A 14470-nucleotide genomic window follows, 5' to 3' on the forward strand; every position below is an offset into this window, starting at 1 on the left:
CGGCGTCATACCACACAGATTGTTGGGAAGATTTAGAAGCGCGCTTTGGGCGTCGCCACAGGAATCGGATGGCTGCCGTCGAGAGGCAGGAAACGACCCTGGTCCGCGTCGTAAGCTTTGATTTCGCTGGTTTCGATGTTGTAGACCCAGCCATGGATGAACAGATGACCGTTCGCCATGCGCGAGGCTACCGAAGGATGGGTACGCAAGTGCTGCAGTTGGGCGATGACGTTTTCCTCAGTGAGGATCGGCATGCTTTCTTTTTCGTCGGTGCAGTTGCAGTTGTCGTGCACCATGGTTTTCGCGACTTCGGCGTGGCGCAGCCAGGCTTTGACCGTCGGCATTTTTTCCAGGCTGTCGGGGTTGAGTACCGCGCGCATGGCGCCGCAATCGGAGTGGCCGCAAATGATGATGTGTTGCACGCCCAGTGCCAGTACCGCGTACTCGATCGCGGTGGAGACGCCGCCGTTCATCTGACCGTAGGGCGGAACCACGTTGCCGACGTTACGGGTGACGAACAGATCGCCCGGCGAGCTCTGGGTAATCAGCTCGGGAACGATGCGCGAGTCGGCGCAGGTGATGAACATCGCCTTGGGCGCCTGGGCGGTGGCGAGCTTCTTGAACAGTTCTTCCTGCTGCGGAAAAACGTCATGGTGAAAGCGTAAAAAGCCATCAACGATCTGTCGCAGTGCTGCATCGGCGGATTGTGCTTCAGGGCTTTGCGCCGAGGCAGCCAACGACTGTTTATCCTTGTCACTCATGATTCATCCTCTTGTGCGGATTCAGGGAGTCTTCCCCGGTATTCCGGTATGAAGCCAGTGGCTGTTTAAACCATCCGGGTCATCCCGACCCGTCAGTCACTCGATGAACAAGGTAGCCGCCGAAACTTAACTGAAACTGAATCAAACGCTCTAGAACGTGTGTTCCAGGTCACAAAAAACGTGACTGGCGTGTTTCGGCGGAAGGATTCCAACCCGTCAACCCAAAGCCAATTGTCGCTAAATCAACGACATCTGGCGACCCGGCGGACAGAAGGCCGTGCAATCGAGGTTATAGCCCTCGCGTTTGTTCAGCCCCAGCTTTTTGATGGCCTTGGCAAATCTTTGTGCGAGCAGGTCGGCAAACGGTCCTTCACCGCGCATGCGCGCACCGAAACGGCTGTCGTAGAGTTCGCCGCCGCGACTCTGGCGAATCAGGCTCAGCACATGCGCGGCGCGTTGTGGATAGTGCGCCTGCAACCACTCCTCGAACAGCGGCGCGACTTCCAGCGGCAGGCGCAACATCATGTAGGCGGCACTTTGCGCACCGGCGGCATGGGCTTCGCTGAGCAGGCTTTCGATTTCGCTGTCGTTGATCATCGGAATCATCGGCGAACACAGCACGCCCACCGGAATCCCCGCTTCGCACATCACCCGGATTGCGCGCAGGCGCGCCTTGGGCGCCGCGGCGCGCGGTTCGAGGATGCGTTTGAGTTCGTCGTCCAGGGTGGTCAGGCTGATCATCACCGTCACCAGCCGCTGTTGTGCCAGCTCAGTGAGCAGATCGAGATCGCGCAGAATCAGCGAACCTTTGGTGACGATGGTCACCGGATGCCGGTAACGCAGCAGCACTTCCAGAGTCTGTCGGGTGATCTGATATTCGCGCTCGATCGGCTGATACGGGTCGGTGTTGGAGCCCAGATTGATCGGCGCGCATTGATAGCCGGGTTTGCTCAGTTGTTCTTCCAGGACCTGGGCGGCGTTGGTCTTGGCGATCAGCCGGGTTTCGAAGTCCAGGCCCGGCGACATGTCCCAATAGGCGTGGCTGGGGCGTGCGTAGCAATAGATGCAGCCGTGTTCGCAGCCGCGATAGGGATTGAGCGAACGGTCGAAGGGCAGATCCGGCGAGGTGTTGCGGCTGATGATCGATTTGGCCTTTTCGATGATCACTTCGGTGTTTTGCGTCGCCGGTACTTCCTGATACCAGCCGTCGTCCTCGGCCACCGAACGACTGGGCGCAAAGCGGTTGTGCGGATTGGTGGCGGTGCCGCGACCGCGGGGCGGGACTGAAGTGATCATCGAACGATCCTCTGCTCTGTATATGCATACAGTATCCGAGGGCGTGCGCTGTGATCCAGTACCGTTCAGCGATGCTATTGAAAATGGCGGTGTCTTTCTTCGAGGAAGTTCTGGGTGCGACAAGTTTTTTCGCTGACTGACGACAAGCCAAGATACAGATGCCTAATTGCTGAACGCAGGCCCGCTATATAGGCTCTGGAACTACCGGCAACAGACTCCGGCCGACTAATTAAAAGGATTTGATTGAATGTCTTACTTGAATCAACGCGGTGTTTTCCTGCAAATGATGCAGCCGAATATTACCGATTCCAACACTATTGTTTCGCTGCAACTGGCACGCAAGGAACTGCGCTGGAACGCAGAGCAACAGCTGTCGACCGAAGCGCTGGTCGATTCGATTTACGTCGTGGCGGTATCGGCCGACAAAGGCAAGACCTTTACCATTCGCACCGATAAGAAAGATGTCGACGGTGACGGCGATATTGATAGCGATGACAAGGCAAAGTTGATCGCCCTGGCCAAAGCTTATGTGGCCATCATTAATCCGTAAGCTGAAATTATCGTCACAAACCCAATAAAACCCCCTGCGTGAGTACATCATGCAGGGGGTTTGTTTTTAGTTATGTTGGGTGACCTGGCCGAGATCATCGCCGGAGGTATTTTGCATATCTTCGCTGCGCAGATGCGCAACGTCCTTGGCGCTGACCGGGGCGCCGTTGTTGCCCCAACTACCACGAATGAAGCTCACCACATCCGCGACTTCCTGGTCCGACAGGCGCCAGGCGAAGCCGGGCATGGTGAACGTCGATGGCGCCGTGTGAGTAGCCGGCAATGTTCCGCCCTTGAGCACGATGTGGATCAGCGAAGTGGGATCGTCCGTCTGCAGCACCGGGTTGCCCGCCAGCGCCGGGAACACCCGGCTGTAGCCATGGCCGTCGGTGCGGTGGCAGGCCGCGCAGTTGTCGATGTACACCGACGCGCCACGCTGGCTGTCATCACCGTTCCACAGGGCTTTCGCCGCTTTCTCGTCGTACCGATGCGGCTGATCCGCAGGATCATTGGCCGGCAGTGACTTCAGATAGCGGGCAATCGCGGTGAGGTCGGCGTCGCTCATGTATTGCATGCTGTGAGTGACCACATCGCTCATGCCGCCGAACACCGCGCTGCGATCACTGCGTCCGGTCTTGAGGAATTGCACCAGTTGCTCTTCACTCCAGCTGCCGAGGCCATCCTTGTGATCACCACGCAGGCTCTTGGCGATCCAGCCTTCCAGCGGTGCACTGCCGGCCAGAAAATGTTCACCGTCCGCCGCGCTCAGGGCTTTTTCCTGCATGGTCAGCGCGCGCGGGGTGTGGCAGGCACCGCAGTGGCCGAGGCCTTCGACCAGGTACGCGCCGCGATTGATCACCGCGTCGCTGCCTGTGGCCTGATAATCCTCGACCTTCGGTGCAAACAGCCAGCGCCAGCCCATCAGCGGCCAGCGCATGCTCAACGGCCATGGAATGTCGCTGGCCTTGTTCTCCTGCGCCACTGGTTCGACGCCGTGCATGAAATACGCATACAGCGCTTTCATATCGCTTTCGTTCACGCGGGCGTAGGACGGATAAGGCATCGCCGGATACAACGTACTACCGTTTTTGGCGACGCCATGGCGCACGGCCTGGTCGAAGTCCTCGAAGCTGTAATCGCCGAGGCCGGTTTTATCCGGGGTGATGTTGGTCGAGTAGATCGTGCCGATCGGGGTTTCCATTGGCAGGCCACCGGCGAACGGCTTGCCGCCCTTGGCCGTATGACAGGCCACGCAGTCACCCGCGCGGGCGAGGTATTCGCCTTGTTTGATCAGATTTTGATCAGCTTCAGCCGCATAAACTGCAGTGCTGCCGAGCAGGGCGAGGGTGGCGATAACGAAATTTTTCATGGTCATCGCTCCTTAAGCCTGCACCAGCGGGCCGGGGTTTTTCAGGTATTGCTCGCGGATCGCTTTCGCCGACCAGTAGGTCAGCGCCGCGACCAGACCGGTCGGGTTGTAGCCCAGGCCCTGCGGGAAGGCTGACGCGCCCGGGACGAACACGTTGTGCACATCCCAGCTCTGCAAATAGCGGTTCAGCGCGCTGGTCTTCGGATCGGTGCCCATGATCGCGCCACCGTTGAGGTGGGTGGTCTGGTACGAGGCGGTGTTGAAGTGGTCGCCCACTTGCTTGCCGATCACCGCAATGGCTTTCGGGCCCATGGCTTCGGCGATCTTGCCCATTTTCTCGACCATGAAACGGTTCATCTTGATGTCGTTTTCCTGCCAGTCGAAGGTCATGCGCAGCAGCGGCAAACCGTAGGCGTCGCGGTACACCGGATCGAGATCGAGATAGTTGCCGCGGTAGGACTGATGCGCGCCGTGGGCGTCCATCGACACCTGATGGGTGTAGTAATCGGCGGTAGCGCGTTTCCATGCAATGCCCCAAGCCGGTGTGCCTGGCGGGTTAGAGGTGCCGGCAATCGGCCGGCTGCCGGCCTGGTTGACCCACATGGGTGAGCCGCCGACGAAGCCGTGGGGGCCGTGATCGAAGTTGTCGGCGTTGAAATCGTCCACCGCCACGCCGTTGCCGCCAGCGCCGATGAAGTTGTTGGTGTGGGTGTCCTTGTCGAAGAACGCCTTGATGGTCGCCATGTTCTGGTAAGCGAAATTACGCCCGACCACGCCTTCGCCGCTGATCGGGTCGTAGGGTTTGCCGATCCCGGAGAGCAGCATCAGACGCACGTTGTGCAACTGGAACGCGCCGAGGATCACCAGATCCGCCGGCTGCTCGATCTCGCGGCCCTGGCCGTCGATGTAGGTGACCCCGGTGGCTTTGCTTTTGCTGCTGTCGAGGTTGACTCGCAGCACATGGGAGTTGGGGCGCAGCTCGAAATTCGCCAGCGGCTTGAGCGCCGGCAGAATGTTCACGTTCGGCGAGGCCTTGGAATACATGTAGCAGACGTAGCCGCTGCAGAATCCGCAGAAGTTGCACGGGCCCATCTGTGCGCCGTAGGGATTGGTGTACGGCCCCGAGGTGTTTGCCGAAGGCAGGTTGTAGGGTTTGTAACCGACTTCCGTCGCCGCTTTTCCGAACAGCTGGGCGGACACGGTGTTTTTCTGCGCTTCAAGCGGGAACGGGTTGGAGCGATCTGCCGCGTAAGGGTTGCCGCCCTTGCCCTGACCGACCAATTGGCCCTTCACGGTCCAGGCCTGGCCAGAGGTGCCGAAGACTTTTTCCGCAAAGTCGAAAAACGGCTCCAGCTCTTCATAGCTGACGCCGAAGTCCTGAATGGTCATGTCCTTGGGGATGAAGCTTTTGCCGTAGCGTTCTTCGTAATGGCTGCGCATGCGCAACTCGATCGGATCGACACGAAAGTGCACGCCGGACCAGTGCAGTCCGGCGCCGCCGACGCCATTGCCCGGCAGGAACGCGCCCAGTTGGCGGTTGGGCAGGGCGATATCGTTGACGCTGTGGCGAATGGTCACCGTCTCTTTCGAGATGTCCTGAAAGAGTTTTTTGCGCACGCTGTAGGTGAGTTCGTCGATCACCTGTGGATAGTTGCCGTCGGGGTAGGTGTCCTGCATCGGCCCGCGCTCCAGCGCCAGCACGTTGAGACCGGCCTCGGTGAGTTCCTTGGCCATGATCGCGCCGGTCCAGCCGAAACCGACGATGACTGCATCCACCTTCTTCATTACCGTTGCCATGCTTACGCCCTCTCGCCGCGAATCGACACTGCCGGGAAGGGGTATTGCTCGTTGCGTTCCACCCAATCCATGAAATCGGCGCGGGCGCCGGGGAAACCGATCATAGTCCAGCCGACCATGCCTTTATTGCCACCGTGGATCGGGTCGCAGAAGAAACCTTCCTTGGTGTTTTGCAGCAACAGATTGAAGAAAATCTTCGCCGGCACCGCATCGAACTGTGGCTTGCCGGCTTCGAGCTGCTTGAGCAAATCGTCTCGGGTAGCGCTGTCTTGCTCGGCAAATGTTTTACCGCTGAGACCTTTTACCCACTGATCCGTGGCGGCGATGCCGAGGCGGTAGATGTCTTTTGGCACCAGTTTGCTCTGCCAGCCCATTTCCGGCGCAGCGTCGGCATTGAACGGGCCTTGCATGTACCAAAGGGCGCCGGCGGCATACGGGGTGTTCATCTGCCGGTCGATGTATTCCGGCACGCCGGCTTCGAGGGCGCCGGGGCCTTGCGCATCGCTGGGGATCAATTGCGCAACGGCGGCGTTGATGAACGCCCATTCGTCAGCGGTGAAAAAGCTCGGCTGATATTCACCTGCACTGGCAGGGGCGGTTTTTGCCGCGGCAGGCGCCGGTGCGGTTTCAGGGGCGGCTTGCAGCACGCTGCTGCCCAGGCCGGTACCGGCAAGCGTGACCACCGGAATCAGGGTCAGGGATTTGCGCAAGAATTCACGCCGCGGGTTGTCTCGATCTTGATCAGACATGGGAGTACCTCATCAGGCATAGATGGCAGCCGCTTCTGCGAGCGGCTCGAGAAATTTTGCGTCGCGATGACGAGGGTCTTGCCCGTCGAAGGGCGTCACGTCTGCAACATCATGTGACAAATGGTAGCAGGCTAAGCATCAAGAAAAACTGCTTGAGCGGAAAAAAGCCCGGCGAGGCGACGATTCACGTTTCTTTGACGGCCGGCTCACGGTGCATTGACCGCTCACTAGCGAAGCTGCAATTCCCGCAATGATGATTGCCGAACGGTCAGCCCAGCATGTCTCGAGTGCGTTTTTTTCCCGCGTTGTGTTTTTCGCTTGTCGCGCTGCTGCATGGCATTGCCGCCCGGGCTGCCGACGCCACGCCGCCTCGCCCGGCCGAGTGGGCGCAGCCGGTCGAGGCGCAGTTCAATCTGTTTCGCATGTCGCCGACCCTGTATCGCAGCGCCTTGCCGAGTCGTAGCGCGGTGCCGCTGTTGAACAGTCTGCATGTCGTCACGGTGATCAACTTCCTGCCTGATGCTGATAGCGACTGGCTCTCCGTGCCCGGAATCAGGCAGGTGCAACTGCCTTATCGCACCAGTCACGTCGACGACAGCGACGTGCTTAAAGCCCTGCGGGCGATTCAGTCCGCCGAAGCTGAGGGCCCGGTGCTGATGCACTGCAAGCACGGTTCTGACCGCACCGGTCTGATGGCGGCGATGTACCGGGTGGTGGTGCAGGGCTGGAGCAAAGAGCAGGCGCTCAAGGAAATGACCGAGGGCGGATTTGGTGACAGCCAGCACTTTCATGACAGCGTGCGTTACGTGATGCAAGCCAACGTCGACCGCTTGCACGAAGCCTTGGTCAATGGCGAATGCAGCACCAGTGCATTCGCCATGTGCTCGATGAAGAACTGGTTCGACTCGGCGCATGTCCAGCGTTGATCGGCTCAGCCCGGCATCGCGGCAAATAGTTCTGGGTTGATCGGTTGGCCAAGAAAGGCTTGCAGCGCCTCGGGCAGCGACTTCATGTCACCCGAAAGCAGTGTTTCACGCAAATCGCGGCCCGTCCGGGGGTTGAATACGCCCGCGCGCTCAAAGCGTTTGAATGCCTCACTGGCCAGCACGCCGGACCATTTGTAGGCGTACACCGACGCTTCATAGCCGGTCGCCAGAAAATCGAAAGTGTTGGCGAAGCGACAATCGGCGGGTATCGGCAGGTGGGCAAACTCCCGCTGCACATCATCGAACACCTGCTGAATGCTGCGACCGTCACCGCTATGTAGCTCCAGATCGAATAGCGCGCCCATCAACAAGATCGCCGTTTCCCGGCTTCGTTGCGCGCCCAGAGCGGACAACGCAACATTGATCCGGGTCTCGGACAGACGTTCGGCGGTTTTGTGATGGATGCCCAGCCAGCGCAAAAACTCGGCTGACTGCGCCCAGTGTTCGAACAACTGCCCGATAAATTCGGCAGCGTCGCGGCTCAATTGCGAGATGCCGGACAGGTTGTAATGCGGCGAACGGGTCAGCACGTGATGCAGGCAGTGCCCGAACTCGTGCAGCAGTACGCGCAGATCCTGGTGTGACAGCAGGTTTTCATGGCCGGCGGCTGCGGCGGTAAAGTTGCTGTGAAGCGAGGCAATCGGCAATGCTGGCCGGCCTTCGGCGTTGACCCGACGGTTACGCAACACGCCCGACCATGCAAAGTCATTGCCAGCCTCGCGGCGGAAGAGGTCGATGTAAACGTAGCCAATCGGTTGACCGTGCTCGCTGACTTCGAACAGGCGGACGTTCTCGTCGAAGCGATCACGCTGCGTGTCTTCGCTGATCCTGATCCCAAGCAAATGCTCGCTGAACCGGCATAGGCTGCGCAATACGGTGTTCAACGGGAAATATTGGCGCAGGTCATCCAGTGCGCCGTCCGCCCGCTGGCGACGGAGTTGTTCAGCCAGAAAATCGTGATCCCATGGCTCGACCTGCTCGATACCCTGCTCCTGGGCAAACGTCTGCAGTTCCTTGGTTTCCTCGGCCAGCGAGGCTGCATTGAGGGCTATTTGCCGACGCAGGAAAGCGCCGACCTGCGAGGTGTCTGTAGCCATACGATCGTGCAAGCGCAATTGAGCGAAATTGTCGAAGCCCAATGTCCGGGCTTTTTCGTGACGCAAGAACAGCAACACCATCAATACCGGTTCATTGTCGAAGTGCTCCGCATCAGGCCCGTGATTCGAGGCGCGTGTGCAATATGCTTTGTAACATTCCTCGCGCAGCGCACGATTCTGCGCGAAGGTCATGATCTGCTGATGAGTGTTCTGCTCCAGCGTCAGCCGCCAGCCGGTGAGTCCTGCCTGTCTTGCGTTGGCAGCCAGATGCTCCTGCACATCGGGCCTCAGCCCTGCCAGCAACGTGATGTCTGCAATGTGTTTGCTCCAGGCGGCGCTGGCAGCTTTGAGATTGCTCATGAACAGTTTCTGCATGAGCGCGATCTCCGTGTTCAATTGCCCCAGTTTTTCGCTTTGAGCGTTGGCCAACCCGGCTCCCGCCATGTGGAATCCGCGCAGGATCTTCGCCAGTGAGGCTTTGCGTGAATCACTGAAACTGGCCGCGATCGAACTGCCTGCCAGCCGCTGAAAGGTCTGTGACAACGCAGGATTTCTGGCTTTTGCGCCCAGGAATTGCTCTGCGACTGCGCTGCTCAAGGCGCTCTGCTGTATCCAGTCGGGATCCTTGGAGCGGATCACCGACAGGAAGTCGATGACCGCCATGGTTTCTGCCAGGCGCGCGTCGGCTTCATCGATGGCGATGACCACATCATCCCAATTCGGATGATCGACCTGAGTGGCAATAACGTTTTCGATAATCAGCAGGTTGTCGGCGACGATGCGCTCGACCGCCGGCAGCAAGTGCTCGGCGCGTACCGCCGACCAGGGCGGCAACTGCCATTGTTGCAGGAGGGGATTGGTGTCAGGCATGGCGTCTTCCGTGAGAGAGGGCTGGATTGACCAGACTAATCAGGAAGCGCGGGGGCGAAGGGGTAGATAGTTACCGCCACCTGCCGACGATCATCGGCACGTGGCGATAGTTGTTACTGTTGCTCGTCAGGCTTTTTCTTCAGCTTCGGGTTCGGGAAAAACTGCACGGCCTGAACCTTTTTGTCGGCGGCAGGCTTCAGCGCGCTGGTATTGACCCGTGTACCCAGCTCTTTGGGCACCGACAGGCCCTGCTCGTTGAGTGTGTCGGAGTAACCGCAGGCCACGCACTCGCGGTGCGGCACGCCGTCCTCGTTCCACATCATCAACTTGTCCGGCTCGCTGCACGCCGGGCAGACCGCCCCGGCGATAAAGCGCTTCTTGGTGATCACAGGGCCGTCACTCATGCTGCCGCGTCCTCACTCAGACCGCTGTGGCGCAACAGCGCGTCGATCGATGGTTCACGGCCACGGAAGTCGACGAACAGCACCATCGGTGCCTGCGAACCGCCGCGCGCCAGAATCGCTTCGCGGAAGGCACGACCGGTTTCTGCGTTGAGCACGCCGTCTTCTTCAAACTTGGAGAAGGCATCGGCGGACAACACTTCGGCCCACTTGTAGCTGTAGTAACCGGCCGCGTAACCACCGGCGAAAATATGCGCGAAGCTGTTCGGGAAGCGGTTGTACGCCGGTGGACGCATCACCGAGACCTCGTCGCGCACGCCCTCGAGCACTTGCGCCACGCTGCGGCCATCGCCGTGGGTGGCGTGCAGTTCGAAGTCGAACAGCGAAAACTCCAGCTGACGGACCATCATCAGGCCGGACTGGAAATTCTTCGCCGCGAGCATTTTTTCCAGCAAGTCCTGCGGCAGTGGTTCGCCAGTCTCGTAGTGGCCGGAAATCAGCGCCAGGCCTTCCGGCTCCCAGCACCAGTTTTCCATGAACTGGCTCGGCAGCTCGACCGCGTCCCATGCCACGCCGTTGATGCCGGACACGCCGGCGTGATCAACGCGGGTCAGCAGGTGATGCAGGCCATGGCCGAATTCATGGAACAGGGTGGTGACTTCATCGTGGGTCAGCAGCGCCGGTTTGCCGCTGTCGGCCGGGGTGAAGTTGCACACCAGATTGGCCACCGGGCTTTGCAACACGCCGTCGACGGTGCGGCGCCGGTCGCGCGCGCCGTCCATCCAAGCACCGCCTCGCTTGTTGGCGCGGGCATACAGGTCGAAAAAGAAGCGGCCGACGTGCTGACCGTTTTCCTTGATCTCGAACAGGCGCACGTCCGGGTGCCAGGTATCAAAGCCTTTCTGCTCGGCGATCTCGATCCCGTACAGACGCTGGACGATAGCGAACAGGCCGCTCAGGACTTTATCGATCGGGAAGTAGGCACGCAGGGTTTCCTGAGCGACGCTGTAACGCTGCTCGCGGAGTTTTTCGCCGTAGAAGCCACTGTCCCAGCTTTGCAGATCGGCGCAGCCCTGTTCGGCGGCGTATGCACGCAACTGTTGCAGATCCTGGGCGGCGAATGGCTTGCTGCGCTGGGCCAGATCACGCAGGAAGCTCAGCACCTGATCGCTGGATTCGGCCATTTTTGTCGCCAGGCTCAGCTCGGCGAAACTGGCGAAGCCCAGCAGTCGTGCCAGTTCCTGGCGCAGGTCGAGAATCTCTTCCATCACCGGGCCGTTGTCGTTCTGGCCGGCATTCGGGCCCTGGTCCGAGGCGCGGGTGCAGTAGGCGGCGTAGACTTCTTCACGCAGCGCGCGGTCTTGTGCGTAGGTCATCACCGCGTAGTAGCTGGGGAATTCCAGGGTGATCAGCCAGCCGTCGAGGCCTTTGGCCTGGGCAGCAGCAGCCATTTGCGCCTTGGCCGAATCAGTCAGGCCGGCGAGGGCGGCTTCGTCGGTGACGTGTTTGGTCCACGCCTGGGTGGCGTCGAGCAATTGGTTGGAGAAGCGGCTGCCGAGTTCGGACAGCTTGCTCTGCACTTCGGCGTAACGTTTCTGCTCGGCTTCCGGCAGGTCGATACCCGACAGGCGGAAATCGCGCAGTGCGTGTTCCAGAATGGTTTTTTGCGCGACGTCGAAATTGGCGGCTTCCGGGCTGTTGGCCAGCGCCTCGTAGGCCTGGAACAGTTCGCGGTTCTGGCCCATCTCGGTGGAGTAGGCGCTCAGGGCCGGCAGGCACGACTCGTAGGCTTCACGCAATTCGGCGCTGTTGCACACAGCGTTAAGATGACTGACCGGGCTCCACGCTGCACCGAGGCGATCGTTGAGTTCGTCCATCGCCAGCACCAGACCGGCCCAGGTCGGGTTCTTGCCCTGGGTCTTGAGGATTTCGGCGATGGCGGCGCGGTTGTCCGCGAGGATGGTTTCGATGGCGGGCAGGACGTGTTCGGCACGGATCGTGGAGAACGGTGGCAGGTCGTAGGACTGCAAAAGAGGGTTGTTCACGCTCACGGTTGGCACCTTGGCTGGAAGAAACATGCGCCCATCTTAATTACAATCGCCACTCACCGCAGCTATCGGCGACAGAGAGAGAACTAATCGTGTCCCTTCGCAACTATCAGAATCACACCCCCCGCTTGAGCAAAGGCGCATTCGTCGACGGCTCGGCGGTGGTGATCGGCGACGTCGAGATCGGTGAAGACAGCTCGGTCTGGCCGCTGACGGTGATCCGTGGCGACATGCACCGCATCCGCATCGGTGCGCGCACCAGCGTGCAGGACGGCTGTGTGCTGCACATCACCCACGCCGGCCCGTTCAACCCGGACGGTTTTCCGTTGCTGATCGGCGATGACGTGACCATCGCCCACAAGGTCATGCTGCATGGCTGCACGGTCGGCAATCGCGTGTTGATCGGCATGGGCAGCATCGTCATGGACGGCGCCGTAGTCGAGGACGACGTGATCATCGGCGCCGGCAGTCTGGTGCCGCCGGGCAAGCGCCTGCAAAGCGGCTTCCTGTATGTCGGTAGCCCGGTGAAACAGGTGCGAGCGCTGACCGACAAGGAAAACGCCTTCTTTACATACAGCGCGGCGAACTACGTCAAGCTCAAGGACCTGCATCTGGCCGAAGGCTACGACCAGGTCTGAATTGCCCTACACCTGCTCAGGATTTCTCATGCATTACCAGACTGTACTGTTCGACCTTGATGGCACCCTGACCGATCCGCGTGAGGGCATCACTCGCTCAATTCAATTTGCCTTGGCCAACCTCGGCATCCACGAACCTGATCTGAGCAAACTGGAACACTTCATCGGCCCGCCGCTGTTGCAAGCGTTCATGCAGTTCTACGATTTCGACGAGGCCAAGGCCTGGGAAGCGGTGAATTTCTACCGCGAGCGCTTCAAGGTCACAGGTCTCTACGAGAATCGTGTGTTCGACGGCGTGACGCCGCTGCTGGAAACCTTGAGCGGGCAAGGGCGGCAGTTATATATCGCAACGTCCAAGCCGTGGGTGTTCGCCCGCGAAATCGCCCGGCATTTTGATTTTGCCCGGCATTTCAAAGTGATCTACGGCAGCGAGCTGGACGGCACGCGGACGAACAAGGTTGAGCTGATCGCGCATCTGCTCGAGGCAGAAGGCCTGGATCCGGCGCAGACCCTGATGATCGGTGATCGCAAGCATGACCTGATCGGCGCGCGCAGCAATGGCATCGATGCAGCGGCGGTAGGGTATGGGTTTGGCAGTTTTGAAGAGTTGAATGCCGAGGCGCCGGCATATCACTTTGAAACTTTGGATGAGTTGCATCAGGCGTTTTTGCAGCGCTGATCAGATGGCTATCGCGAGCAGGCTCACTCCTACAAGGGATCGCATTTATCCATTTGGAATGCGATCAACTGTAGGAGTGAGCCTGCTCGCGATGTGGCCCTCCCAACCACCTCAGCTATCTGGACCTGCCAAGGCCTTCAAAGCCGCCTTGCGCTCATCAACCGGCAACTTCCTCAACCGCTCAACCTCGGCATAAAACCTCAACCAATCCCCACCCACCTGCCGGAACACCGCCGCGAACGCCGGCACCCACTGGTCATACAGCCCGAACGGTAACAAGCGGGCATTGTTCAGCGGCGCATTGACCCAGGCGTCATAACGTTTGTCCCCGGCCCACTGGCTGTCGCGCATTGCCCGATAGTCCCTGCGCAAGCGCTCGAACTCGGCTGCTTTGCGCTCACGCATCTGCTCGATGGACAACGGCTGCGCATACAGCTTCTCCAGCCGTGAGCGTGTGTCGAGCACCAGGCCGATGAACTGGTCACGCTGCTTGAGCCTGGCATCGGATTCCGCCGGCAAGCCGCGAAACGCGCGCCATTGCCGCGTGCCTTCCTGCTCGACAAACGTGGCGAATGACTCGTTGAACTCGGTGTCGTCCTTCACATAGAACCGCTGATGCGCCAGCTCATGAAAAATCAGCGTGGCCAGCCGTTCATCGCCCCAGCCCGTCATTGAATTGAGGATCGGGTCGTTGAACCAGCCAAGGGTCGAATACGCTTCGACACCGCCGATCGTCACGTCCATGCCCTGCAGGCGCTGAATCGCCGCTTCGCCACGGGCAGCGCTCTGGCTGTAGTAGCCGCGATAGGCCACGCAGCCGGCAATCGGGAAGCAGTGATTCTGCGGCGTGAGGGAAAATTCGGCGGTGGCGAAGACGTTCCACACCACGAACGGTCGGCCAATGTCGGCATATAGCCGATAGCTCCGGTTGTCCGGCAGGTGCAGATGCTCACTGGCAAACGTGCGGGCCTTCTGCGACTGGGCCAGATGCGCGCGCAATCTGGCGTCGCGGCTGGGGTCGGCAATGACTTTCTCGACCGGCTCCCGCGCGCGCAGCAATTGCAATTGTCCGCTGGCGAGCTGGCTGTAATAGCTGACGCTGGCGCAACCGTTGAGCAACAAAAACAACACACCCGGAAACAAAATCGGAAAAACGCGATCAAGTAACCCAAGGCTGGAAAACGGCCTGATCAAAATAAGAAATTCCCCGGAAAGTCTGCCCCAAGACTA

Annotated in this window: 13 protein-coding genes; 4 read left to right on the top strand and 9 right to left on the bottom strand. The window is 59.8% G+C overall.

Features of this window, described 5'->3' with window-relative positions:
- Positions 1-32 precede the first annotated feature (32 nt).
- Positions 33-761, bottom strand: a complete 729-nt coding sequence (locus DCO47_RS05415) for a carbonic anhydrase (RefSeq protein WP_064365244.1) — start codon at positions 759-761, stop codon at positions 33-35.
- A 237-nt stretch (positions 762-998) separates the two neighbouring features.
- On the bottom strand, positions 999-2057 hold the full coding sequence (locus DCO47_RS05420) for a PA0069 family radical SAM protein (RefSeq protein WP_116657659.1): 1059 nt from the start codon (positions 2055-2057) through the stop codon (positions 999-1001).
- Positions 2058-2304: 247 nt separating this feature from the next.
- Here DCO47_RS05420 and DCO47_RS05425 point away from each other — a divergent pair, with 247 nt between their 5' ends.
- Complete coding sequence (locus DCO47_RS05425; RefSeq protein WP_116657660.1) at positions 2305-2607, top strand: hypothetical protein; 303 nt, start codon at positions 2305-2307, stop codon at positions 2605-2607.
- 66 nt (positions 2608-2673) lie between these two features.
- On the opposite strand, the gene DCO47_RS05430 is transcribed toward DCO47_RS05425, so the two are convergent.
- Genes DCO47_RS05430 through DCO47_RS05440 form a run of 3 tightly spaced genes read right to left on the bottom strand, consistent with a single transcriptional unit; the run spans position 2674 to position 6521 of the window.
- Positions 2674-3975, bottom strand: coding sequence for a cytochrome c (locus DCO47_RS05430; protein ID WP_116657661.1), 1302 nt, complete (start codon positions 3973-3975; stop codon positions 2674-2676).
- A gap of 12 nt (positions 3976-3987) precedes the next feature.
- Positions 3988-5772: a GMC family oxidoreductase gene (locus DCO47_RS05435; protein ID WP_116657662.1), complete on the bottom strand. Its 1785-nt coding sequence runs from the start codon at positions 5770-5772 to the stop codon at positions 3988-3990.
- Between the two features lie 2 nt (positions 5773-5774).
- Entirely contained in the window at positions 5775-6521 is a 747-nt protein-coding gene (locus DCO47_RS05440) for a gluconate 2-dehydrogenase subunit 3 family protein (RefSeq protein WP_116657663.1), read from the bottom strand.
- A 278-nt stretch (positions 6522-6799) separates the two neighbouring features.
- Here DCO47_RS05440 and DCO47_RS05445 point away from each other — a divergent pair, with 278 nt between their 5' ends.
- A complete protein-coding gene (locus DCO47_RS05445; protein WP_116657664.1) occupies positions 6800-7447 on the top strand; it encodes a tyrosine-protein phosphatase in 648 nt (215 codons plus the stop codon).
- Positions 7448-7452: 5 nt separating this feature from the next.
- On the opposite strand, the gene DCO47_RS05450 is transcribed toward DCO47_RS05445, so the two are convergent.
- The 3 genes from DCO47_RS05450 to prlC all read right to left on the bottom strand — a co-directional run bounded on the left by DCO47_RS05450 (position 7453) and on the right by prlC (position 11926).
- Positions 7453-9474 (bottom strand): M3 family metallopeptidase, encoded by a 2022-nt coding sequence (locus DCO47_RS05450; protein ID WP_116657665.1) that lies wholly within the window; start codon positions 9472-9474, stop codon positions 7453-7455.
- Between the two features lie 113 nt (positions 9475-9587).
- Positions 9588-9878 (bottom strand): YheV family putative zinc ribbon protein, encoded by a 291-nt coding sequence (locus tag DCO47_RS05455; protein WP_016772316.1) that lies wholly within the window; start codon positions 9876-9878, stop codon positions 9588-9590.
- Entirely contained in the window at positions 9875-11926 is a 2052-nt protein-coding gene (gene prlC / locus DCO47_RS05460; RefSeq protein WP_065616974.1) for an oligopeptidase A, read from the bottom strand. Before prlC ends, DCO47_RS05455 begins: the two co-directional genes overlap by 4 nt.
- 89 nt (positions 11927-12015) lie before the next feature.
- Here prlC and DCO47_RS05465 point away from each other — a divergent pair, with 89 nt between their 5' ends.
- Positions 12016-12561, top strand: a complete 546-nt coding sequence (locus DCO47_RS05465) for a gamma carbonic anhydrase family protein (protein ID WP_042608992.1) — start codon at positions 12016-12018, stop codon at positions 12559-12561.
- 28 nt (positions 12562-12589) lie between these two features.
- Positions 12590-13240: an HAD family hydrolase gene (locus tag DCO47_RS05470; protein ID WP_042608991.1), complete on the top strand. Its 651-nt coding sequence runs from the start codon at positions 12590-12592 to the stop codon at positions 13238-13240.
- A 111-nt stretch (positions 13241-13351) separates the two neighbouring features.
- Here the strand turns inward: DCO47_RS05470 and DCO47_RS05475 are convergent, their stop codons facing one another.
- Positions 13352-14434 carry an aminopeptidase gene (locus tag DCO47_RS05475; protein WP_116657666.1) on the bottom strand — a complete coding sequence of 361 codons (1083 nt, stop codon included), beginning with the start codon at positions 14432-14434 and terminating at the stop codon, positions 13352-13354.
- Positions 14435-14470: the final 36 nt, after the last annotated feature.

The organism is Pseudomonas sp. NDM (genome assembly GCF_003105095.1).
GTDB classification, from domain to species: domain Bacteria; phylum Pseudomonadota; class Gammaproteobacteria; order Pseudomonadales; family Pseudomonadaceae; genus Aquipseudomonas; species Aquipseudomonas moraviensis_A.